The organism is Gordonia sp. 34D, assembly GCF_056682775.1.
Genome location: NZ_CM155293.1, coordinates 1352270 through 1372241 on the forward strand (window position 1 = coordinate 1352270; position 19972 = coordinate 1372241).

The 19972-nt window shown below is 62.6% G+C and carries 18 protein-coding genes; 8 read left to right on the forward strand and 10 right to left on the reverse strand.

Annotation, left to right across the window (positions count from 1 at the left end; translation table 11 throughout):
- Positions 1-144: 144 nt before the first annotated feature.
- The 4 genes from AC1L34_RS06260 (at position 145) to AC1L34_RS06275 (ending at position 5667) form a co-directional block, all read left to right on the forward strand.
- Positions 145-1368 carry a PucR family transcriptional regulator gene (locus tag AC1L34_RS06260; RefSeq protein WP_424293649.1) on the forward strand — a complete coding sequence of 408 codons (1224 nt, stop codon included), beginning with the start codon at positions 145-147 and terminating at the stop codon, positions 1366-1368.
- A gap of 142 nt (positions 1369-1510) precedes the next feature.
- Positions 1511-3016, forward strand: a complete 1506-nt coding sequence (locus tag AC1L34_RS06265; protein ID WP_424293651.1) for a long-chain-fatty-acid--CoA ligase — start codon at positions 1511-1513, stop codon at positions 3014-3016.
- Between the two features lie 3 nt (positions 3017-3019).
- Positions 3020-4717, forward strand: coding sequence for a PHA/PHB synthase family protein (locus AC1L34_RS06270; protein ID WP_480035192.1), 1698 nt, complete (start codon positions 3020-3022; stop codon positions 4715-4717).
- An 8-nt stretch (positions 4718-4725) separates the two neighbouring features.
- Positions 4726-5667 (forward strand): alpha/beta fold hydrolase, encoded by a 942-nt coding sequence (locus AC1L34_RS06275; RefSeq protein WP_424293653.1) that lies wholly within the window; start codon positions 4726-4728, stop codon positions 5665-5667.
- Positions 5668-5851: 184 nt separating this feature from the next.
- On the opposite strand, the gene AC1L34_RS06280 is transcribed toward AC1L34_RS06275, so the two are convergent.
- The 7 genes from AC1L34_RS06280 to AC1L34_RS06310 form a co-directional block, all read right to left on the reverse strand.
- Positions 5852-6307 carry a flavodoxin family protein gene (locus tag AC1L34_RS06280; protein ID WP_424296792.1) on the reverse strand — a complete coding sequence of 152 codons (456 nt, stop codon included), beginning with the start codon at positions 6305-6307 and terminating at the stop codon, positions 5852-5854.
- The gene (locus tag AC1L34_RS06285) at positions 6307-6795 is read right to left on the reverse strand and encodes a hypothetical protein (RefSeq protein ID WP_424296790.1); all 489 of its coding nucleotides are present in this window, start codon (positions 6793-6795) and stop codon (positions 6307-6309) included. The genes AC1L34_RS06280 and AC1L34_RS06285 overlap by 1 nt, the downstream gene beginning before the upstream one ends.
- A 6-nt stretch (positions 6796-6801) precedes the next feature.
- Positions 6802-7554 carry a 4-hydroxy-tetrahydrodipicolinate reductase gene (gene dapB, locus AC1L34_RS06290; protein ID WP_424296788.1) on the reverse strand — a complete coding sequence of 251 codons (753 nt, stop codon included), beginning with the start codon at positions 7552-7554 and terminating at the stop codon, positions 6802-6804.
- 112 nt (positions 7555-7666) lie between these two features.
- Positions 7667-8785: a linear amide C-N hydrolase gene (locus tag AC1L34_RS06295; protein ID WP_424296786.1), complete on the reverse strand. Its 1119-nt coding sequence runs from the start codon at positions 8783-8785 to the stop codon at positions 7667-7669.
- A 497-nt stretch (positions 8786-9282) separates the two neighbouring features.
- On the reverse strand, positions 9283-11520 hold the full coding sequence (locus AC1L34_RS06300) for a polyribonucleotide nucleotidyltransferase (RefSeq protein WP_424322509.1): 2238 nt from the start codon (positions 11518-11520) through the stop codon (positions 9283-9285).
- A 474-nt stretch (positions 11521-11994) separates the two neighbouring features.
- Positions 11995-12264: a 30S ribosomal protein S15 gene (gene rpsO / locus AC1L34_RS06305; RefSeq protein WP_424293217.1), complete on the reverse strand. Its 270-nt coding sequence runs from the start codon at positions 12262-12264 to the stop codon at positions 11995-11997.
- A gap of 184 nt (positions 12265-12448) precedes the next feature.
- The gene (locus tag AC1L34_RS06310) at positions 12449-13411 is read right to left on the reverse strand and encodes a bifunctional riboflavin kinase/FAD synthetase (protein ID WP_424293218.1); all 963 of its coding nucleotides are present in this window, start codon (positions 13409-13411) and stop codon (positions 12449-12451) included.
- 56 nt (positions 13412-13467) lie between these two features.
- On the opposite strand from AC1L34_RS06310, the gene AC1L34_RS06315 reads away from it, so the two are divergent.
- Positions 13468-14148, forward strand: coding sequence for a metal-dependent transcriptional regulator (locus tag AC1L34_RS06315; RefSeq protein WP_424293219.1), 681 nt, complete (start codon positions 13468-13470; stop codon positions 14146-14148).
- A gap of 20 nt (positions 14149-14168) precedes the next feature.
- Here the strand turns inward: AC1L34_RS06315 and truB are convergent, their stop codons facing one another.
- The 3 genes from truB to AC1L34_RS06330 are packed head-to-tail and all read right to left on the reverse strand — an operon-like array spanning position 14169 to position 16745.
- A complete protein-coding gene (truB, locus tag AC1L34_RS06320; protein ID WP_424293220.1) occupies positions 14169-15068 on the reverse strand; it encodes a tRNA pseudouridine(55) synthase TruB in 900 nt (299 codons plus the stop codon).
- Position 15069: 1 nt separating this feature from the next.
- Positions 15070-15744: a 4'-phosphopantetheinyl transferase family protein gene (locus AC1L34_RS06325; protein WP_424293221.1), complete on the reverse strand. Its 675-nt coding sequence runs from the start codon at positions 15742-15744 to the stop codon at positions 15070-15072.
- Positions 15741-16745, reverse strand: coding sequence for a metallophosphoesterase family protein (locus AC1L34_RS06330; protein ID WP_424293222.1), 1005 nt, complete (start codon positions 16743-16745; stop codon positions 15741-15743). The genes AC1L34_RS06325 and AC1L34_RS06330 overlap by 4 nt, the downstream gene beginning before the upstream one ends.
- A gap of 171 nt (positions 16746-16916) precedes the next feature.
- Here AC1L34_RS06330 and AC1L34_RS06335 point away from each other — a divergent pair, with 171 nt between their 5' ends.
- From AC1L34_RS06335 to AC1L34_RS06345, 3 genes are all read left to right on the forward strand, one after another.
- Complete coding sequence (locus tag AC1L34_RS06335) at positions 16917-17897, forward strand: phosphotriesterase family protein (protein ID WP_424293223.1); 981 nt, start codon at positions 16917-16919, stop codon at positions 17895-17897.
- Positions 17897-19432: a class I adenylate-forming enzyme family protein gene (locus tag AC1L34_RS06340; protein ID WP_424293224.1), complete on the forward strand. Its 1536-nt coding sequence runs from the start codon at positions 17897-17899 to the stop codon at positions 19430-19432. The genes AC1L34_RS06335 and AC1L34_RS06340 overlap by 1 nt, the downstream gene beginning before the upstream one ends.
- Before the next feature lie 174 nt (positions 19433-19606).
- On the forward strand, positions 19607-19939 hold the full coding sequence (locus tag AC1L34_RS06345; RefSeq protein WP_424293225.1) for a GNAT family N-acetyltransferase: 333 nt from the start codon (positions 19607-19609) through the stop codon (positions 19937-19939).
- The last annotated feature ends 33 nt before the right edge of the window (positions 19940-19972 follow it).

The window sequence follows — 19972 nt, forward strand, 5'->3', positions numbered from 1 at the left end:
TACGGGGTGGGAATTGGCTTACTCACGCCGTCGAGTCTACTGACGAAGCACCATCGCACACCCCACCGCGCCGATCACCCGGCCGAACACGCCCGGCTAGCCATTTCCCAGCATCAAGACGTGGGCACCGGGGACAATCGAGGAGTGTCCCCAGTTTCGTCGCGGTCTGCCCGCTCTCCGGAACCACCCGCGGTCGTTGCGGAACTCGCCCGACTGGGTGAAGTCCTGTCCTCGCGTCTCGACCTGTTGGTTGACCGAGTCACCAAGGCCATCAAATCCGAGATCGACTACTACTCCAGCTCGGGCACCGTCACCAGCGAGTTGACCGCCAGCGTCGTCCGGGCAAACCTGAACGACGTGATCTCCGGCATCGTCGGCGACGAAGACTTCGTGACCGAGTCCGCTCGCCGGACCGGAGCCTCCCGCGCCGAACTCGGTGTGCCGTTGCCGGCCTTAATGCACGCCTACCGCATTGCATTTCAAGACCTGTGGCGCGAGCTCCGGACCATCGCCGAAGCGGACCGATCGTTCTCGCGGCACGCGGTACTTGCCGCGACCGAGCGAGTGTGGAACGCGTACGACACCTTTACCCGCGAGGTCGCGGACGCCCACCGCGCCCACACCACCGAGCAGATCCTCGACGACGCCGCCGAACGGGCCGCTCTCACCGAGCACCTCTTGGAAGGACGCATCGCCTCGCGCACCACACTGTGGGAAATTGCGGCGCTGCTGCGGCTCCCCACACGCGGTCCCTACATGGTGGTCGCCGCCGCCACCGACGGAATCGGCAAGCAGCCGCTCCCCACCATCGAAAGCCAACTGCGCGGGCTGGACGTCTACTCGGCATGGCGGCTGCTCCCCGGCGAGCAGATTGGGCTCGTGCATGTTCCAACGGCCGAGCATCGCCGCCAAACCCTCAATCTGTTCGCCAGACTCACCCCCGGGCGGATCGGCGTCAGCGCACTGTTCGACGATCTCTTGGAGACCGCTTCGGCGTTGAAGTTCGCCCGACTGGCCCTGCACGCCCCCGGTTCCGGGGTCACCGAGTTCGACGGTTCGGTGCTCGGGATCGCTGCGGTCAGCACGCCAGAGGTCAGCACCGGTCTGGCAAAGTCGGTGCTGCACAACCTATACGCGCTCCCTGAAGAAGACCGAAAACCACTGTTCGAGACCTTTCGGGCCTGGGTCAACGCCGACGGCAATGTCAACGCCACCGCCGAAGAACTGTTTGTCCACCGCAACACCATCCGACACCGACTGCGTCGGATCGAGGAACTGACACTGCGATCGACATCGTCACCGCGAGAGGTGGCCGAACTGTGCCTCGCCTTCGAGGTCGATGCGCGATTAGCCGTCAACAAAGAGTGAACGGGCTTACACGCTCCCAAGCATTGTGCGTATGCACACCTAACCGGCCAGTACGTTAGCGTCCGCACCATAGGTAATGATCGAGGACGAGCGCACCATTGAGGAGAAGCAAAGATCTCCCCAAATTGGAAGCGAGCACCCCGTGGCGAACCTCAGCCTCAACCTGGTCGAAGCAGCCGGAGCACGACCCGATCAGACTGCGCTCAAGTGCGGCGATATCGCCATGACCTATGCCGAGTTCGACCAGGCCGCAGCCAAGGTCGCCACGTGGCTCAACGATCGCGGCATTCGCCCCGGTGATCGTGTCGGGCTCATGATGCCGAACGTCCCCGAGTTCGCAACGCTCTTTTACGGAATCCTCCGCGCTGGCGCGGTTGCCGTTCCAATGAACCCGCTCCTCAAGTCACGGGAGATTTCGTTCTACCTGTCGAACACCACCGCGTCGATCCTCCTCGCGACCCCCACCTTCGCCGACGAGGCCAAGGCGGGTGCCGAGTCCGCGGGCGCGACATGCTTCCTCGTCGACGATGAACTGCAGAAGGCCATCGACGCCGTCGCGCCGCAGGTAGCCCCGTACCCCAGCGCAGGCTCCGACACCGCTGTCATCCTGCACACGTCCGGTACCACCGGTAAGCCGAAGGGTGCCGAACTCACTCATCTCGGTTTGGTCAGCAACGCGGAAATCACTGCGCGCACCCTGATCAAGGAGACCTCCGACGACATCGTTATGGGTTGCCTGCCGCTGTTCCACGTTTTCGGTCTTACCTGTGGGCTGAACGCTGCTGTCACCGCGCAGGCCACGCTCGCCTTGGTTCCCCGATTCGATCCGGTCGCCGTGTTGGATTCGATCGCCGCAGATAAGGTGACCGTCTTCATCGGCGTCCCGACCATGTACTCCGCGCTGATCGCGGCACGCCGCCCCTCCGACGACACCAGCTCACTGCGTGTGTGCGTCTCCGGTGGCGCTGCACTCCCCGCTCAGGTCATCACCGATTTCGAGAGCATTTTCGACGCCATCATCTTGGAAGGCTACGGCCTGTCGGAAACGTCGCCAGTCGCCTGCTTCAACCACCCCCACCTCGAGCGCAAGGCCGGCACCATCGGCACCCCCATCGAGGGCGTCGAGATGCGCATCATCGGCACCGAAGGCAACGAAGTTGCGGTCGACGAGCCGGGCGAGATCCAGATCAAGGGCCAGAACGTCATGAAGGGCTACTGGCAGCTTCCCGAAGCGACCGCCGAGGCCATTGACAGCCAGGGCTGGTTCTCAACCGGAGATGTGGGCACCAAGGACGCCGACGGCTACTACCGGATCGTCGACCGCACCAAGGACATGATCATTCGTGGCGGAATGAACATCTACCCGCGCGAGGTGGAAGAAGTCCTGTACGAGCACCCGGATGTCGCAGCGGCAGCCGTCGTCGCTGTTCCCCACGAATCACTTGGTGAGGACGTCGGTGCCGCCGTCGCTCTGAAGCCAGGTGCCACCGTCACCGAAGACGAACTCCGCAATTACGTCAAGGAACGCGTCGCCGCCTACAAGTACCCGCGCCAGATTTGGTTTGTCGAAGCGCTCCCCACCGGTGCCACCGGCAAGATCATGAAGCGCGAGATCTCAGTCCCATCCGCAACGACTTCAGGTGTTTGAGCAATGACCATCGCACAAAACCAACATGCGGCCAACGAGATCGCCGCTCCCCTAGACCTGCTTCTCACCAACTCCACCAAGTCGTTCGCCGGTCGGATGGCACCGGTCGCGCCACTCGCCCGGTTTGGCCTGTCGTTGGCGAAGCAACCGGTGACACTCGCTGAGAGAGGTGGCGGCCTCGCGAAAGAACTCGGCAACATCGTTGCCGGGCGTTCCAACCGCGCCCCCGCCCGGTCGGACAAGCGCTTCAGCGATCCGGCATGGACTCATAATCCGGTGCTGCACCGCGTCGAACAGGCCTACCTGGCCGCGTCCGATACTGTGGAGCAGTTGTACGCGGCGGCCGATCTCGACTGGCGTGACGCGGAAAAGGTCCGCTTCGTTCTCGACAACATCATCGAAGGACTCTCGCCGACCAACAACCTGGCGCTTAATCCGCTCGGTTGGAAGGCGCTCATCGACACCGGCGGCATCTCCGCTTACCGCGGCTTTAAGGCATTCGTTCGCGACATGGCTTCCAAGCCGCGTGTGCCCGCCATGGTGGAACCCGATGCATTCAACGTCGGCGAAACCGTCGCCGCCACTAAAGGCACCGTGGTGCTGCGGACTCGGATGTTCGAGTTGATCCAGTACGCCCCGCGGACCAAGCAAGTCAGCGAAGTGCCGCTGCTGATGGTCCCGCCGGTGATCAACAAGTACTACATCATGGACATTGCTCCGAAGCGCAGCATGATCGAGTACTACGTGGCAGGTGGCCAGCAGGTTTTCGTCATTTCCTGGCGCAACCCAAAGGCCCGCCATCGCGACTGGGGCTTCGACGAGTACGGCCAAGCCATCATCGATGCGATCGACGCGACCCAGACCATTACCGGTGCCGACCAGACCAACCTTTCGGGTACCTGCTCGGGCGGCATCCTCGCCTCGATGGTCGTGGCGCACCTGTCGGCAATCGGCAAGGCCGACAAGGTTGCCTCGCTGTCGCTCGCCGTCACCGTGCTCGATCAGAATCAGGCGGGCTTTGCCGCGTCGATCAGTGAGCGCGCTGCCGAGGCCGCGATTCGCCAATCGTCGAGCAAGGGCTACCTGGATGGACGGGCGATGGCCGAGATGTTCGCGTGGCTACGGCCTACCGATCTGGTGTGGAGGTACTGGGTGAACAACTACATCCAGGGCCGACCACCAGCCGCTTTCGATGTCCTGTTCTGGAACGCCGACACCACCCGCATGACCGCCGCCCTGCACAAGGACATGGTCCCGATGGCGATCAACAACGATCTGATCACCGCTGGTCAGGCCACAATGCTGGGCACGCCCATCGATCTCGGCACCGTCGAATGCGATTCGTACGTCATCGGCGGAATTGCCGATCACATTTGCCCGTGGCAAGCCACCTACCGCAGCGCCGCACTGCTCGGTGGCAAGGACAACCGGTACGTCTTGTCAACCAGTGGGCACATCGCGTCGCTGGTCAACCCGCCCGGCAACCCGCGCGCCTCGTTCCACACGGCGCAGGTAGACCATGAACTCGACGCCGACGAGTGGCTCAAGACCGCCGAGAAGCAGTCGGACTCCTGGTGGCCCGATCACCTTGCCTGGCTTGCCGCTCACGGTGGCGCAGAGGTCGACGCTCCGTCCGCCCTCGGCGCTGCAGGTTTCGAACCCCTCGCACCGGCCCCCGGCACGTACGTTCTTGAGGACTGATCAGGCTGATGACCACTGATACCGGAATCACCGAGAACACCGACCCCACAACGACTGGAGATGTCGTGCCCCCCTCGTCGCAGACAGCCGACATCGCTTCCGGCGACATCTATCTCGCCACCGGTGGCCAGCGGATTCGTATCCGGTACCGTCGCGGAATCGGCATTCCGCTCGTGCTGTGTAACGGGATCGGTGCGAGCCTCGAAGTGCTGGACCCCCTCGTCGAAAACTTGGATCCGAATCGGCCTGTCGTCCGGTTCGACGTTCCAGGCACCGGCGAATCTCCGACCTCGCCGCTGCCGTACGGATTTCCATATCTGGCATGGGTGCTGGGTCGGGTCCTCGACCGCCTCCACATCGGGGTTGTCGACATTTTGGGGCTATCGTGGGGCGGTGCGCTCGCGCAGCAGTTCGCGTTTCAGAACCCACGTCGATGCCGCCGGCTGATTCTGGTCGGCACCGGTACCGGTGCCATCATGGTGCCGGGCAGTCCCAAGGTGCTGTCGAAGATGTTGACGCCCAAGCGATTCAGCGATCCCGCCTACAGTGCGAAGATCGCAGGTGAACTGTACGGCGGCGTGGTCCGCAATAGCGGCCAGGATGTTGCCGAACTCTTCATTCGGCAGCTGCATGCCGGTTCGTTCAAGGGTTACGTGCACCAGTTGATGGCTGGGGCCGTGTGGACTTCACTGTTTGCACTTCCCACCATCCGTCAGCGGACATTGATTATTGCCGGTACTGACGACCCAATCATTCCGATGGTCAATGCCCGCATCCTCAAGACCGGTCTGCCGCGCCCCACCCTCCACGTCCACGACGGTGGCCACATCGATCTGGTGATGAACGCCGATACCTTCGGTCCGGTCATCGACGATTTCCTCGGACCGGCAAAACCCGCCAAGCGAAATTGGCGACGGACTGCAGACGTGAATCTCACGCCCGGCGGCTAACTGCCCGCCCGCTGACGAAAGGTCCCGAGCCCTCGCGGGGTGGCTCGGGACCTTTCGTCCCCCAACCGAAAAGACCTCGCGTGCGCGTTCTCGCATGATGCGTCGATTCCCGCTCCATGTCAGACATGGAGCGGGAATCGACGCATCATGCGAGAACAGGCCCGGGCGCAGTTCAGGGGGACCCTCAGTCCGCCATTAGCCCCGCTGCGACGGTCGCGCCCAACTCCCAACAAGCTGCCAACTGCTGCTTGGTCGGCTTGCCCGAAACGACGACGTCGGCGGCAACCCTCTCCCAGCCGAGGCCGCCAGCAATGGAATGCACGGATTTCTCGGCACCCTCGGTCCCGAGATTCCCGTGCATAAACAACCCGTAGGGACGACCCCGTGTGGAGTCCAAGATCGGGTAGTAGCAAGTATCGAATGCGTGCTTCAGCGCACCGCTCATGTACCCGAGGTTCGCCGGGGTACCCAGCAGGTAGCCATCCGCATCGAGCATCTCCACCGCCGACACCGTCAGCGCCGGACGTCGAATCACTTCGACGCCAGCAATTTCTGGGTCGGTGGCCCCGGCAATCACGGCCTCAAACATTTCCTGACAGTGCGGCGACGGTGTGTGGTGCACAACCAGCAGGCGCGCCATTAGTTGGCCGACTTCTCGCTCGCCGACCGGTACTGCTCGCCAGCCCGCCGCATCATCTCGCGGGCACGGGACCGGTCGCCGGCATAGTCGTAGGCACGGGCGATGCGGTAGGTGTTGACCCAGTCAGACGGGTCGGCTTCCCACTCGAGTTTCACCTCTTCAAATCGCGCGAGTGCCGCATCCTTTTCGATGCGCCCGGATGGTCGGCGTGGCAGATCGTCGACGTCGAGGTCGCGACCCAACTCCTGGGCTGCGGCCACCATCCGCTGATGTTCGATTCCCGAACGCAGCGTCGATACGACCATCCAAACGCCAAGAAGCGGCAGCAATAGCACGCCGATCCCGAGACCAATGGACACCACGGTTCCGGTCCCAATCAGTCCGATCGCCGTGCGACTCAGGAGCACAAAGTAGACGCAGAGCGCGACCACCAGGAACGCAATCACCCATATAACGGGGCGCGCGTCCGACTTCTTCTTCGCTGCCACGACGACCTACAGATCCATAAAGGATTCGAGGCCCACCGTCAGGCCCGGACGACCAACGATCTCGCGGACACCCAACAAAACCCCGGGGACGAACGAGTTGCGGTCGATCGAGTCGTGGCGGATTGTCAGGGTCTCCCCCTGCGTGCCGAAGAGAACTTCCTGATGTGCGACGAGTCCGGCAAGGCGAATCGAATGCACCCGTACGCCGTCAACGTCGGCCCCTCGAGCGCCCTCCAGCCCGGTCGAGGTCGCGTCCGGGCACTCGCCCAAACCGGCTTCGGCGCGGGCAGCAGCAATCAACTGTGCCGTGCGGCCAGCGGTACCCGACGGTGCGTCGGCTTTGAAGGGGTGGTGCAGTTCGACGACCTCGGCCGAATCGAAGAATCGGGCTGCCTGCTGCGCGAAGTGCATCGACAGGACTGCGCCAATGGCAAAGTTGGGGGCGATCAGGACACCGACACCGGGGTTGGCGTCAACCAAACCTTGAACCGTGTCGAGGCGCTCCTGGGTGAAGCCCGTCGTACCGACAACCGCATGAATCCCATTGTTGATCAGGAATTCCAGGTTGCCCATCACAACATCGGGATGGGTGAAGTCGACGACGACCTGCGTCTTGGATTCGACGAAGTCAGTGAGCGCATCACCCTTGTCGACGCCGACGGTAAATCCCGCGTCGGCCGCGCCTTCGACGCCTTCGACGATGGCTTTGCCAACCTTGCCGTTACTGCCCAACACACCCACGCGGATGCTGCTGCCCATGGAGGAACCTTTCGTGTGGAGAATCGCCCACCAGTCTAGTGCCGCGGGCCGATGGCCACTCATTCCCGCCGGTCTTGCCGATACGCAGGGGCGCCTAGGCCTTGCTGCGGACCTACTCGGACTTAACGAACTCGACTAGTTTCGCTTGCACCCGATCTTGGATCTCCTGAGCACGGATCTCGTCTTGCTTTGCGCCGTCGACCGCAGACAGGAGTTTCCCGACGGCTTCACCGATCAGCTCGGCCTGCTTGATCGACACGATGTGGAACCGGTGATGCTTATCGAAGTGGTCGTGAACTTCTCCGGCAACGCCGCCCTCCAGCGCGAGATCGCTCAGCAGGTCGAGCTTGGCTTCACCCGCCCCCTCGGAAAAGTCGAGGTCTTTGAGGTCTACCCAGACGACGTTGGGCCGCGTCGTTGATTCGAAGGCATAACGCAGGTTGGTCAGATCGATCACGACCGACCACAGGGTTTGCGATGCGTCGGGCTTCCCCGGCTCCGGATTGCGGAAGGGTTGCGCACAGTTGCGCACAATGCTGAACATTGCTGCCATGGCCTGCAGTTGCGACGTCGGCACCGGCTGGTCCTGGACGTAGTAGAGGGCCCGCGCGAACCGATCCGCGGCCGCGCAGGTACCGGGCAGGGGTTGGTCTCCGCCGAGTCCGGTGTACTTCTTGACCAGTTCTAGCTGTTGATCGTAGGTTGGTGAATTCGTCATGACCAAGTAGTCGCGGCTGTGATAGATCTTCAGCTCGCCATCGATGTACTCGAAGATCGCGGAGTCACCACTCGCATCTTCGATGGCCAGGTGAAGTGCTGGCTTGCTGCCACCGGTCGGGTCGGCCATCGGGATCACCTGCGGCTGGTGCTTCTGCGACCAGGCAACGGCTTCACCGACCGTCTCGAAGTTGTCGAGGTAGTACTGCAGCCAGACTGACATAGCCAATTGCGGCCGTGACTCATCGGCGGTTCCATAGTCCGACTCGGCCAGCCACAGTAGGTGCGCGGCCAGGCCCCGCTCGTTGACCCCGTCCGTCGACAAGATGTCGTAGACCCCGGCGATGACGCTGCCGTACTTAGCCGTCCAACTGAGGTTGCCCTCGACACGATCATCACGGTTGATTCCGCGAGGAAGTTTCCAGAGGTTGGTGTGGAGATCCTGGTGGAAATCCATATTCCGACCGACGATTACTGAGCCGTCGGCGTCCGGCCACATCACACGGGTGCACACAGTATTGCTGTCCTCTCAAGGTGGTTCGCAAGGGGAAGGTACGCGCAAGGCGGACCATTTTCGCAAGTCCGCCGTCCACCAGCCTTTCACGAAAGGGCCGCTTCAGCAGGCAATTAGCGTTCGAATCCTGCGACAAGCAGGTCAACGCTCCGGTGTCACCCGATCCACCGAGGTTTGTCACAGAAACCAATACAGTCGACTCTTGATCGAACGATCAAGTCAGGATAGTCTCATCACAGAGCCCTCCCAAGAGCTTCGCACCACCGCGGTCACGAATTGATCCCCGTTCCGCGACGGCGTCGTCCCTCCCAGCGACGCCGTCGCTGAGCGGGGAATTTCTGCTTCCGAGGCAGCCCGTGAGCCACGACCGCCCCGGCTTCGACTCCCCCTTGGGCCCAAACGCCAGATGCCGGGTTTACCCGCTGCCCGACAAACAAAAACATCCGCGTCGTACACCGTGTGTACGACGCGGATGCTTGCGTTAAAGCAGCTGGCGCTTAGGCGTCAGCCTCAGCCTTTTCCTCGCGAACCGGGACGAGGCTGATCTTGCCGCGCTCGTCAATGTCAGCGATCTCAACCTGAAGCTTGTCGCCAACCTTCACGACATCTTCGACCTTGCCGATTCGCTTGCCATTGCCCAGCTTGCTGATGTGGACCAGACCGTCGCGACCCGGAAGCAGCGAGACGAATGCACCGAAGGCCGCCGTCTTAACGACAGTGCCGAGGAAGCGCTCGCCGACCTTCGGCAACTGCGGGTTAGCGATGGCGTTGACCATGTCGATCGCGGCCTGAGCCGACAGACCGTCGGATGCGCCGACGAACACGGTGCCGTCATCTTCAATCGAGATGTTGGCGCCGGTCTCTTCGGTAATGCCGTTGATCGTCTTGCCCTTGGGGCCGATCAGCTCGCCAATCTTGTCCATCGGGATCTTGATGGTGGTGATGCGGGGAGCGAACGGGCTCATCTCATCGGGCTCGTCGATGGCCTCGGCCAGGACGTCCAAGATGGTGAGGCGAGCCTGCTTGGCCTGACTCAAGGCACCGGCGAGCACCTTCGACGGGATGCCGGTGAGCTTGGTGTCGAGCTGCAGGGCCGTCACGAAGTCCTTGGTACCGGCGACCTTGAAGTCCATGTCACCGAAGGCGTCTTCCGCACCGAGGATGTCGGTGAGGGCAACGTAACGGGTCTCGGTCTTGCCGTCGATGGTGACCTCATCGGAAACCAAGCCCATGGCGATACCGGCAACCGGTGCCTTCAGCGGGACGCCCGCGTTCAGCAGCGAGATGGTTGCGGCACAGACCGAGCCCATCGAGGTGGAGCCGTTGGAGCCGAGAGCCTCGGACACCTGGCGGATCGCGTACGGGAACTCTTCAACGCTCGGGAGCACCGGAACCAGGGCGCGCTCAGCGAGAGCACCGTGGCCGATTTCGCGGCGCTTCGGCGAACCGACGCGACCGGTCTCACCGGTCGAGTACGGCGGGAAGTTGTAGTGGTGCATGTAGCGCTTGCTGGTCTCGGGTCCGAGCGAGTCGATCTGCTGGGCCATCTTGACCATGTCGAGGGTGGTGACGCCCATGATCTGGGTTTCGCCACGCTCAAACAGGGCGCTGCCGTGTGCACGCGGGATGATGCCGATTTCCGCCGACAGTGCGCGGATATCGGTGATGCCGCGGCCGTCGATGCGGAAGTGGTCGGTCAGGATGCGCTGACGGACCAGCTTCTTGGTCAGCGAGCGGTAAGCAGCACCGAGCTCGCCTTCGCGGCCGGCGAAACGCTCGCCCAGGGCCTCGAGGACATCACCCTTGAGTGCGTCGGTAGCGTTGTCGCGCTCCTGCTTGCCAGCGATTGCGAGGGCTTCGCCCAGGCGTGCCGCGGCAACCTCGGAGACAGCTTCGAAAGCGTCTTCCTGGTAGGCCGGGAACAGCGGGAACTCGCGGGTTTCCTTGGCAGCGGCGTCGGCGAGGCTCTTCTGTGCTTCACACAGCTGAGCGATGAACGGCTTGGCAGCTTCGAGGCCTTCGGCGACGATGGCTTCGTTCGGAGCCTGTGCGCCATCGGCGATCAGGGCGAGCACATTGTCGGTAGCTTCCGCCTCGACCATCATGATCGCGACATCGTTCTCGACGAGGCGGCCAGCGACAACCATGTCGAACACGGCGCCTTCCAACTGCTCGACGGTCGGGAACGCAACCCACTGGCCGGCCTTGTTCTCATCGGTCGGGATCAGTGCGACGCGAACGCCGCCGACCGGACCGGAGAACGGCAGACCCGAGATCTGGGTCGATGCCGATGCGGCGTTGATGGCAAGGACGTCGTAGAGATCCTTGGGATCGAGCGAGAGGATGGTCTCGACAATCTGGATCTCGTTACGCAGGCCGTCGACGAACGACGGGCGCAGCGGACGGTCGATCAGGCGGCAGGTCAAGATGGCGTCGGTTGACGGGCGACCTTCACGGCGGAAGAACGATCCGGGGATGCGTCCCGCGGCGTACATGCGCTCTTCGACGTCGACGGTCAGGGGGAAGAAGTCGAAGTGCTCCTTCGGCGACTTCGAAGCCGTCGTGGTCGAGAGGATCATCGTGCCCTCATCGAGGTACGCGACGACGGCGCCCGCAGCTTGCAGGGCCAGGCGGCCAGTCTCGAAACGAATCGTCCGAGTACCGAACGATCCGTTATCGATGACGGCGGAGACTTCGGTGATCGAATCGTCGAAGTCGGCGTTGACATCAGTCAAGAGGTATTCCCTTTCATTGCGGCCACAGTGCACCTCAAGGGTGGGGCTGCGACCGGGTATGCAGCATGCGACTCACGCAAGACGCGTCGAGTCTTCAAGATGATTGGCGCTAGATTCGCACCGGAAGTACAGCGCACCCGCGCTGTGAGCAGACGGCCTTCGATTGAAGCGGCCGGAACATTTTGAAACACATTTCCGGCGGCCACTACCGAGGACCGATCCAACTATCACATCCGATGTGCCGTCAGGCACCGATCGTCCGCATAACAGCCTAGCATTTCCGCAGCTAACTGCCCGGCTTGTGAGAGCTCCGTTCCAATCGGCCGCCATCACCGGCCTCCCAATGGCCGCTTCACCACTTCGGCTTCGGTGATATCAAGACGTACTTAACGAACGTCCAATGGCGACTCATGGACAAAAGAGAACCGGCCGCATCACCGTGTGGTGATGCGGCCGGTTCTGAAATCTGTGCGACTAGCGACGCAGGCCCAGGCGCTCGATCAGCGAGCGGTAGCGGGTGATGTCGACGCTGGCCAAGTACTTGAGCAGGCGACGGCGACGGCCGACGAGCAGCAGCAGGCCACGACGGCTGTGGTGGTCGTGCTTGTGGAACTTGAGGTGCTCGGTCAGATCGGTGATGCGCTTGGTGAGCATCGCGATCTGCGCCTCGGGAGAACCGGTGTCGGTCTCGTGCAGGCCGTACTCGGCCAAGATGGTCTTCTTCTGCTCAGTGGTCAATGCCATGTGAGTCTCCTTTTCAGTCCCGTGTACAAGAAATTCCGCACCGGCGGAAGGCGCGCCGCCACGGACCGCAGCTAGCACCAGCGCGCTACGTTACCAGTCACGGCGCAGCGCTGGGAAATCGTCGGGCGGGGAAATCGTCGGGCAGGGAAATCGTCGGGCGGGGAATGCTCGGGCGAGACGACCGTCACTGTCCGTCGAGCAGGGTGCGGGTCCGTTCGACGTCATTGCCCATGGCGGCAATGAGCGCGTCGACGCTGTCGAAGGGTTCCATCCCGCGCAGTCGTGCAACAAAATCGACAGCCACGTGCTGTCCATAGAGATCGGCATTGACGTCGATGACGTAAGCCTCGACCGTCCTGTTCCGGCCGGAGAACGTTGGGTTGGTGCCGACGGAAACAGCCGCCGGGTAGCGCTCGCCGAGGACAATGCCTTGCGGCTTGGTTGCGCTGTCGAGGACGGTGAACCACGCCGCGTACACACCGTCGCCGGGGATGGCCGCGTGAATCGGTGGCGAAACGTTGGCCGTCGGGAATCCAAGGTCGCGGCCGCGCCGTTCACCGTGCACCACAACGCCTTCCACCCGATGCTGGCGGCCGAGCGCTTCTGCTGCCAGTTCCACATCGCCAGCGGCAATGCAGGAGCGGATGTAGGTAGACGAGTAGGTAACGGCGTGTTCGCCAAAGAGGGAAATGCCGGTCACCTCAAAGCCGAAGCGCTCCCCCAGCTCGCGGAGTTTGTCGACGTTTCCTTCAGCCCGATGACCAAAGGTGAAGTTGTTACCGACAACCACTTCGGCGGCGTGCAGTTCTTCGACGAGAACCGAGTGGACGAACTCTTCCGGCGATTGAGCTTGCAGCGTCGCCGTGAAGGGCAAAACACAGAAGACGTCAATACCGAGTTCCTCGGCGAGATCGGCGCGTCGACGCAAAGAAGACAGCTGCGGCGGATGCGTGCCCGGCCGCACCACTTCGGAGGGATGGGGATCGAATGTCATCACCACCGATGGCACCCCTCGCTCAGCGGCAGCCTTGGTGGCCGCCGCAATTAACTGAGCATGACCTCGGTGCACGCCGTCGAATACGCCGATCGTGACCACGCACCGACCCCAGCCCGCAGGAATCTCGTCCAACCCTCGCCAACGCAACACGCCTCCAAGAGTACGACCCAGCGCCAGTCAGTGCAGGGATAGGTAAGGTCATACGTATGCCCGACGCTCGCCCGGTGAACGAACTCACCTCGGTTACCCAGGATTATTTGAAGGTCATTTGGACCGCTCAGGAGTGGTCGGACACCAAGGTCACCACCAAATTGCTCGCCGATCGCCTGGGCGTGTCTCCCTCAACAGCGTCGGAGGGAATCCGGAAGCTCGCCGACCAGGGCCTCGTCGATCACGCACCCTACGGTGCCGTCACCCTGACTGAAACCGGGCGCGTGGCTGCCGTCGGCATGGTTCGTCGGCATCGTCTCCTCGAGACCTTCCTGGTGCGCGAATTGGGTTACGGCTGGGACGAAGTCCACGCCGAAGCCGAAATCCTTGAGCACGCCGTGTCCGAACAATTGCTGCGTCATATCGACACCAAACTCGGCCATCCGAAGCGCGACCCGCACGGCGACCCCATCCCCGCCGACGACGGCACCGTCCCCCAAGCCGGTTCCGCCCTGCTGTCGGACCTGGAAGTCGACGAAACCGGAGTCATCACACGCATTTCCGACGCCGACCCCGAGATGTTGCGCTACTTCCAAGAGATTGGGATCAACCTCGACTGCCAGGTTCGGGTCACCGAGAAGCGACCGTTCGCCGGGACCATCACCATCTGCGTCGACGATGCCGAGCCAATCCACCTCGGCGATATTGCCGCCCGCGCCATCTTCTTGGACGGATAGGTCACGCCTCGACTGGGTGCCTAGCGCAAGGTGGCAGGCCGCACGACCATCACTGAACTCGCTCGGCGCCCTTTTTCTTGGACCAGGGCGATGGCGTGCCCCGACGGGTCAATCACGGTGTAGATGCCTTTCATGCCCACCGGCGTGAGCCAGCGGCCCTGACTAATTGACTCAGCGTCATCGTCGCTGATCTCGCGGTGCGGAAAGCACAGCTTGGCGGCGTCGTCGATCCCCAGGCTGAGGCCCGGTTCAGCGGACACCTCATCCATGCGGCGTGAATGCTCCAGCGTGAACGGTCCAACAGCCGTACGCCGCAGGCTCGTGAGATGCCCGCCGACGCCGAGAGCGCCACCGAGATCGCGTGCGAGCGAGCGGATGTAGGTACCCGCTGAGCAGTCGACTGCCACGTCAATGTCGACGAACTCACCGCTCCTACGGATCTCCGCAATGTCGAATCTCTGCACGGTCACCGGTCGCGCTTTGAGTTCAAAGTCTTCGCCGGACCGGACGAGCTTGTGGGCGCGCTGACCGTCGACCTTAATCGCACTGACTCTTGCTGGAATCTGTTCGATGTCGCCGGTCAAGGTGGCGATCACCGCTGCGATCTCCTCATCCCGAACCCCCGAAGCGTCTGCCGCCGTCAGGACGTCACCTTCGGCATCGTCTGTCGAGGTCGACTGCCCCAACCGGATCGTTGCCGAATACGACTTCGTGGTGAGCGAGAGCAATCCGAGGAGCTTGGTGGCGCGTTCGATACCGATGACGAGCACACCGGTCGCCATAGGGTCGAGGGTGCCCGCGTGACCCACGCGCCGAGTGTTGAACGCCTTGCGGCACTTGGCAACCACATCGTGGCTGGTCATTCCGGCATCCTTGTCGATGACGAGGAGTCCGGCGTTTTCGATGGAGGCGTCTGCCATGTCAGGTGAGTGCAATCGTGGTGAGGATCAAACCGCGGGAAACCTGCCAGCGGCCGGGCATCGTCAACAGCGGGGGTCCGCCGTCGATCGTCGCGCCGTCGATCAAGATGGTCGAGGTGAAGGTACCGGCAGGTTCGCCCGCCGTGCCAATCGTGTCATCGCGCTCGAAGGTGATGTGGGCGTCTTCAAAGCCCAACCAGCGCTGCGTTAGTGGAAACCACGCCTTGTAGGTGGCTTCTTTGGCGCAGAACAGCAGTCGGTCCCAGTGGATTTCATTGTCGCGGGCGGCGAGGACTTCGCGTTCGGCCTCGAGGCTCGTGTGGTCGAGCACTCCGTCGGGCAGGGCCTGATGCGGTTCGGCATCAATCCCGAGCGAACGAACCTGCATGGCATAGGCGACGACGGCACCGCGATAACCGTCGCAGTGGGTCATGCTGCCGACCACCTGCCGGGGCCACAGCGGCATGCCGCGTTCGCCGCGCAAGATTGGGACGGGCTCAATACCCAACTCGGCCAACGCCATTCGACCGCAGTGTCGAGCGGTCGTGAACTCACGTCGCCGCTTCTCGACGGCTTGCGAAATGAGCGGTTCCTCGGCGGGCAATACCGTGAGTCCCTCGGGGTCGCCGAAAGCCTCCGCCGTCCCAACGCCCTTGGGCATAAGGTCTTCGATCATTGGCCGGCCTCCTTCTCCGCTGCGAGCTTCAAAGCTTTCGCCTTCTTCGCCTCGTCGCGGCGAGCCCGATTCCGCTCCACCTTTTCCCGAAACTCAGCGGCTCGTTCCGCATAGTCCGGAGGCAGGTCGAAGCGGGCACCGAACTCGTGCAGATCTTCCGGTCGCAAACCATCGTCGGGGGCAATCTTCCGCAACAGCGGCTTCGGCAGTCCCCGTCTGCTCCACTCGCGCGGGTACCCGACCGACACTTCCTCGAAGCGGACGTCGTCGTACCAGGTGGTCCGCGGAATGTGGAGGTGACCATATACGCAGCACGCGGCGTTAAATCGGGTGTGCCAGTTGTCTGTCAGTTCGGACCCGCACCACAGAGCGAACTCCGGATACATGAGGGCATCGCACGGTTCACGACGCAGCGGCCAGTGGTTGATCAGGATGGTCTGCTCACTCGGGTCCAATGCCTCAAGCCGCTCCTGCGTCGCGGCAATTCGCGCCCTGCTCCAGGCATCTCGCGTCCCGAAGGGTTCCGGCGACAGCAGGAATTCGTCAGTCGCGACTACGTTCGCTTCCCGCGCGACGGCCAACGCCTGGAGTGCCGTCGACGTTCCTGCCGGGCGGAACGTGTAGTCGTACAGGAGGAACATCGGCACCACTCGGAGCGGCGCTAGGCCGTCGCCGGGGTCGAACAGCGGGTACCGATCTTCCGGTGTGATGACGCCGAGGTCGCGGCACGCCTGCACGAGGTAGTCGTAGCGGGCGACGCCGAAGATTTGCAGCGGGTCTTTTGCTGTCGTGTACAACTCGTGATTCCCGGGCACCCAAACCACCGTGTGGAAACGGTTCTTGAGCCGGCGCAAGGTGTCGATGATGTCGTCAGTGCGCTCGGCGACGTCACCGGCGACAATGAGCCAGTCCCCGGGGTCGGTCGGCTTGATCTGCTCGAGAATTGATTCATTGCCTCGGTGCGAGACATGCAGATCACTGATTGCCCAAAGCGTTGGCATGCCAACCATGGTGCCACGGCCGCCGTATTACAAACTTTTGGCGCAGGCCCTCGCAGCAAAAACCGGCGACTAAGCGCTTAGTTACATTGTTCGGCGCAATCTTCTAACCCAACAGTGCATCATGGAGACAGTGACAGTCGTCACGTAGTCCATCCGGATCCAGGAGGAACTTTGAGCAGCATTGAAACTGTCCGCGGTCAGGTCGACGTCAGCGAACTGGGCCAGGTCCTCATGCACGAGCACGTGTTCACCATCGGTACGGAGATCCGCGAGAACTACCCCAATTATCCCGACCCCTGGGACGAGGACCATCGCGTTTCCGACGCGGTCAACAAGCTCACCGAAGTGACGACTCGCGGAGTGCGAACCATCGTCGACCCCACGGTGATCGGACTGGGTCGCTACATCCCGCGAATCCAACAGATCAATGCGCAGGTCGATATCAATATTGTGGCCGCAACGGGCATCTACACCTACCACGACGAGCCCGTGCAGTTTCATTTCACCGGACCGGGCAAGGTCTTCGACTTCGGGATCGACCCGATGACCGAACTATTTATCGGCGACATCCGCGACGGTATTGCCGACACCGGGGTGAAGGCCGGACTCCTCAAGTGCGCCATCGACGAAGCCGGTATGACGCCGGGCGTCGAACGCGTAATGCGCGCCGTCGCTCAGGCCCACGTCGAAACCGGCACCCCAATCACCGTCCACACGCACGTCGGCGGCGAGACCGGGCTCCTCGCGGCGGCCGTGTTCGCCGAGGAAGGCTGTGACATGAGCAAGGTGGTTCTCGGCCACAGCGGCGACACCACCGACCTTGACTACCTCAAGCGTCTTGCCGCCACCGGCGCCGTCCTCGGCATGGATCGCTTCGGAATCGACGCCTTCTCGCCGTTTGAGGAGCGAGTGCGGATGGTCGCCGAAATGGTGGATGCCGGGTTCGTCTCGCAACTCGTACTGTCGCACGATGCCTCCTGCTATTCGGACTTCTACCCCGAAGCCGCTCGTGCCGCAGCACTGCCAAACTGGCACTACACCCACATCCACGACGATGTGCTGCCCGCGCTCCGTGAACGCGGTGTCACTGATGAGCAGATCACCACCATGCTCGTCGACAATCCACGCGCGTACTTCACCAAGGCTCAGTAATGACTCCGATCGTCCCGATCAGCCGAGAACACAATCCCTTTCCGATTGACGGTGTCACCGTCGACGAGTCGGGCGTCCCCCACTTCGACGACCTTCCCGCGTCGTTGGTCGCCATGCTCGCCGAGCACGCTGACCAACGGCCCGATGCGGAGGCGATCGTCGAACTCGGCGGCGAACGCCTCACCTATCGGCAACTGTGGGACCGGGCCGCACGGGTGGCTGGCGGCCTGAGAGCCGGCGGTGTGAGTCGCGGTGACCGCGTCGCGCTCCGATACGCGGCGGGCGTCGACTGGGTTCTCGGGTTTTGGGGAACCATCTTCGCTGGAGCCATCGTCGTCGCGGTGAACACCCGCTCAAGTGAGACCGAGGTGGAGTTTCTGCTGTCAGACTCGGGCGCGATCGTCGACCTGACACCGGGGATCCCGCTCCCCGACGCGGATCCGTTCGTTGACGAGTCGTTGGGACACAGCGATATTGCCGCCCTGTTTTACACGTCCGGAACAACCGGTCGCCCAAAGGGCGTGCCGACCACGCACGAAGCGTTCCTGACCAATACCGCCAACGTCTCGCGGTGTTTCGCTATCCCGTCGGACATTGGTTCGGCCATGCGCACGTTGATCTGTGTGCCGCTGTTCCATGTGACGGGCTGCAACTCGCAGATGCTGGTGGCGGCCCTCTACGGCGGAACTGCCGTGATCATGCCAACGCTTGATGTGGCCGCGCTCGCCAATTCCATTGGCGCCGAACGGATTAACTTCATGGTTACGGTGCCCGCGATTTATGCGCTGCTATTGCGGCATCCGGCATTCGCCGAGGTCGATACCTCGATCGTCAACTGGGTGTCGTACGGCGGGGCCCCCATCGCGCCAACCCTGGTCGAAGCGCTCAAGGAAGCCTTCCCCAAGGCTCGCGTCGCCAATGGCTACGGCATGACCGAGACCGCATCCCTGATGACGGTCTTGCCACACGAAGATGCCGTCGACCATGCCGATTCGGTTGGCTACGCCGTGCCCTCAGTGGAACTCGGCGTCGCACCATTCGACGACGACGAGCCCTCCCTGGGCGAACTCGTCGCGCGCGGGGGCAATATCACCGGCGGCTACTGGCAACGACCCGATGCGTCCGCCGATACGTTCATCGATGGCTGGCTGCATACCGGCGACGTGGTACGAGTCGACGATTTTGGTCGCATCACGATTGTCGACCGGACCAAAGACATCATCAATCGCGGGGGTGAGAACGTCTCAAGTATCGAAGTCGAGGCCGCGCTGATGGCGGTGCCCGGAGTGTTGGAGGCGGCCGTCATCGCCGTTCCCGACGAGGTTCTTGGTGAGAAGGTCGGCGCAGTGGTCTACACCGACGACGCCAACCTTGACGTCAGCAAGGTGATCGCCCAGGTCGCCGAAAAGATTGCGGACTTTAAAGTGCCCCAATATGTTTCGGTCATCAGCGAGCCGCTCCCCCGTAATCCCGGTGGCAAGATAGTCAAAGGTCAGGTCCGCGATGCGGTGAGGTGGGGTAAGCCCTTGCGGTGATCGGAACTGTCGGGCAGCGGCAGCAGTGCGTCTTTGTCCCCCAACACTCATCACGGTTCCGACTCCGAGCCAGCATCCGCGGTGCCCTCGATGTCAAGCGACAAGTCTGTGCAGCATCAATCAGATGACCTTCGACTCAGCGACTTATCCGAAGCGCCGGGGTAGCTTCGAGGTATGACCACGTCAGTGCCAGTCCCGCCGCCGACCGTCACCCTGTCCCCCGTGCCGGAACTGCGCCATTTCCCCGACCGCGACCGGTATGAATTGTGGTCGGGCGAGGAATTGGTCGGCGTCGAAGGCTACGAACGTCGCGGCGACGGCAGTCTGATCCTCCTGCACACGGTCGTCACCGAGAATTACGGTCGTGCCGGTTTGGCTCGCCTGCTGACGTCGAAAGTCTTAGACGAACTGGACGCATCGGGAACCCCCATCGTCCCGGTATGCACCTACGTTCAGGGATTCCTCACTCGCTTCCCGCAGTATCAGCGGCTCGTCGCCAAGGATTAACACGACCGGAGGTCGTCCCTCGCCTGCTCGCAC

What these genes read in the sequence shown, in the direction of transcription:
- AC1L34_RS06270 (WP_480035192.1), top strand. Translation starts at nt 3,020, where the DNA reads ATGACCATCGCACAAAACCAACATGCGGCCAACGAGATCGCCGCTCCC.
- AC1L34_RS06275 (WP_424293653.1), top strand. Translation starts at nt 4,726, where the DNA reads ATGACCACTGATACCGGAATCACCGAGAACACCGACCCCACAACGACT.
- AC1L34_RS06280 (WP_424296792.1), bottom strand. Translation starts at nt 6,307, where the DNA reads ATGGCGCGCCTGCTGGTTGTGCACCACACACCGTCGCCGCACTGTCAG.
- dapB (WP_424296788.1), bottom strand. Translation starts at nt 7,554, where the DNA reads ATGGGCAGCAGCATCCGCGTGGGTGTGTTGGGCAGTAACGGCAAGGTT.
- rpsO (WP_424293217.1), bottom strand. Translation starts at nt 12,264, where the DNA reads ATGGCATTGACCACTGAGCAGAAGAAGACCATCTTGGCCGAGTACGGC.
- AC1L34_RS06315 (WP_424293219.1), top strand. Translation starts at nt 13,468, where the DNA reads ATGCCCGACGCTCGCCCGGTGAACGAACTCACCTCGGTTACCCAGGAT.
- truB (WP_424293220.1), bottom strand. Translation starts at nt 15,068, where the DNA reads ATGGCAGACGCCTCCATCGAAAACGCCGGACTCCTCGTCATCGACAAG.
- AC1L34_RS06325 (WP_424293221.1), bottom strand. Translation starts at nt 15,744, where the DNA reads ATGATCGAAGACCTTATGCCCAAGGGCGTTGGGACGGCGGAGGCTTTC.
- AC1L34_RS06330 (WP_424293222.1), bottom strand. Translation starts at nt 16,745, where the DNA reads ATGCCAACGCTTTGGGCAATCAGTGATCTGCATGTCTCGCACCGAGGC.
- AC1L34_RS06340 (WP_424293224.1), top strand. Translation starts at nt 17,897, where the DNA reads ATGACTCCGATCGTCCCGATCAGCCGAGAACACAATCCCTTTCCGATT.
- AC1L34_RS06345 (WP_424293225.1), top strand. Translation starts at nt 19,607, where the DNA reads ATGACCACGTCAGTGCCAGTCCCGCCGCCGACCGTCACCCTGTCCCCC.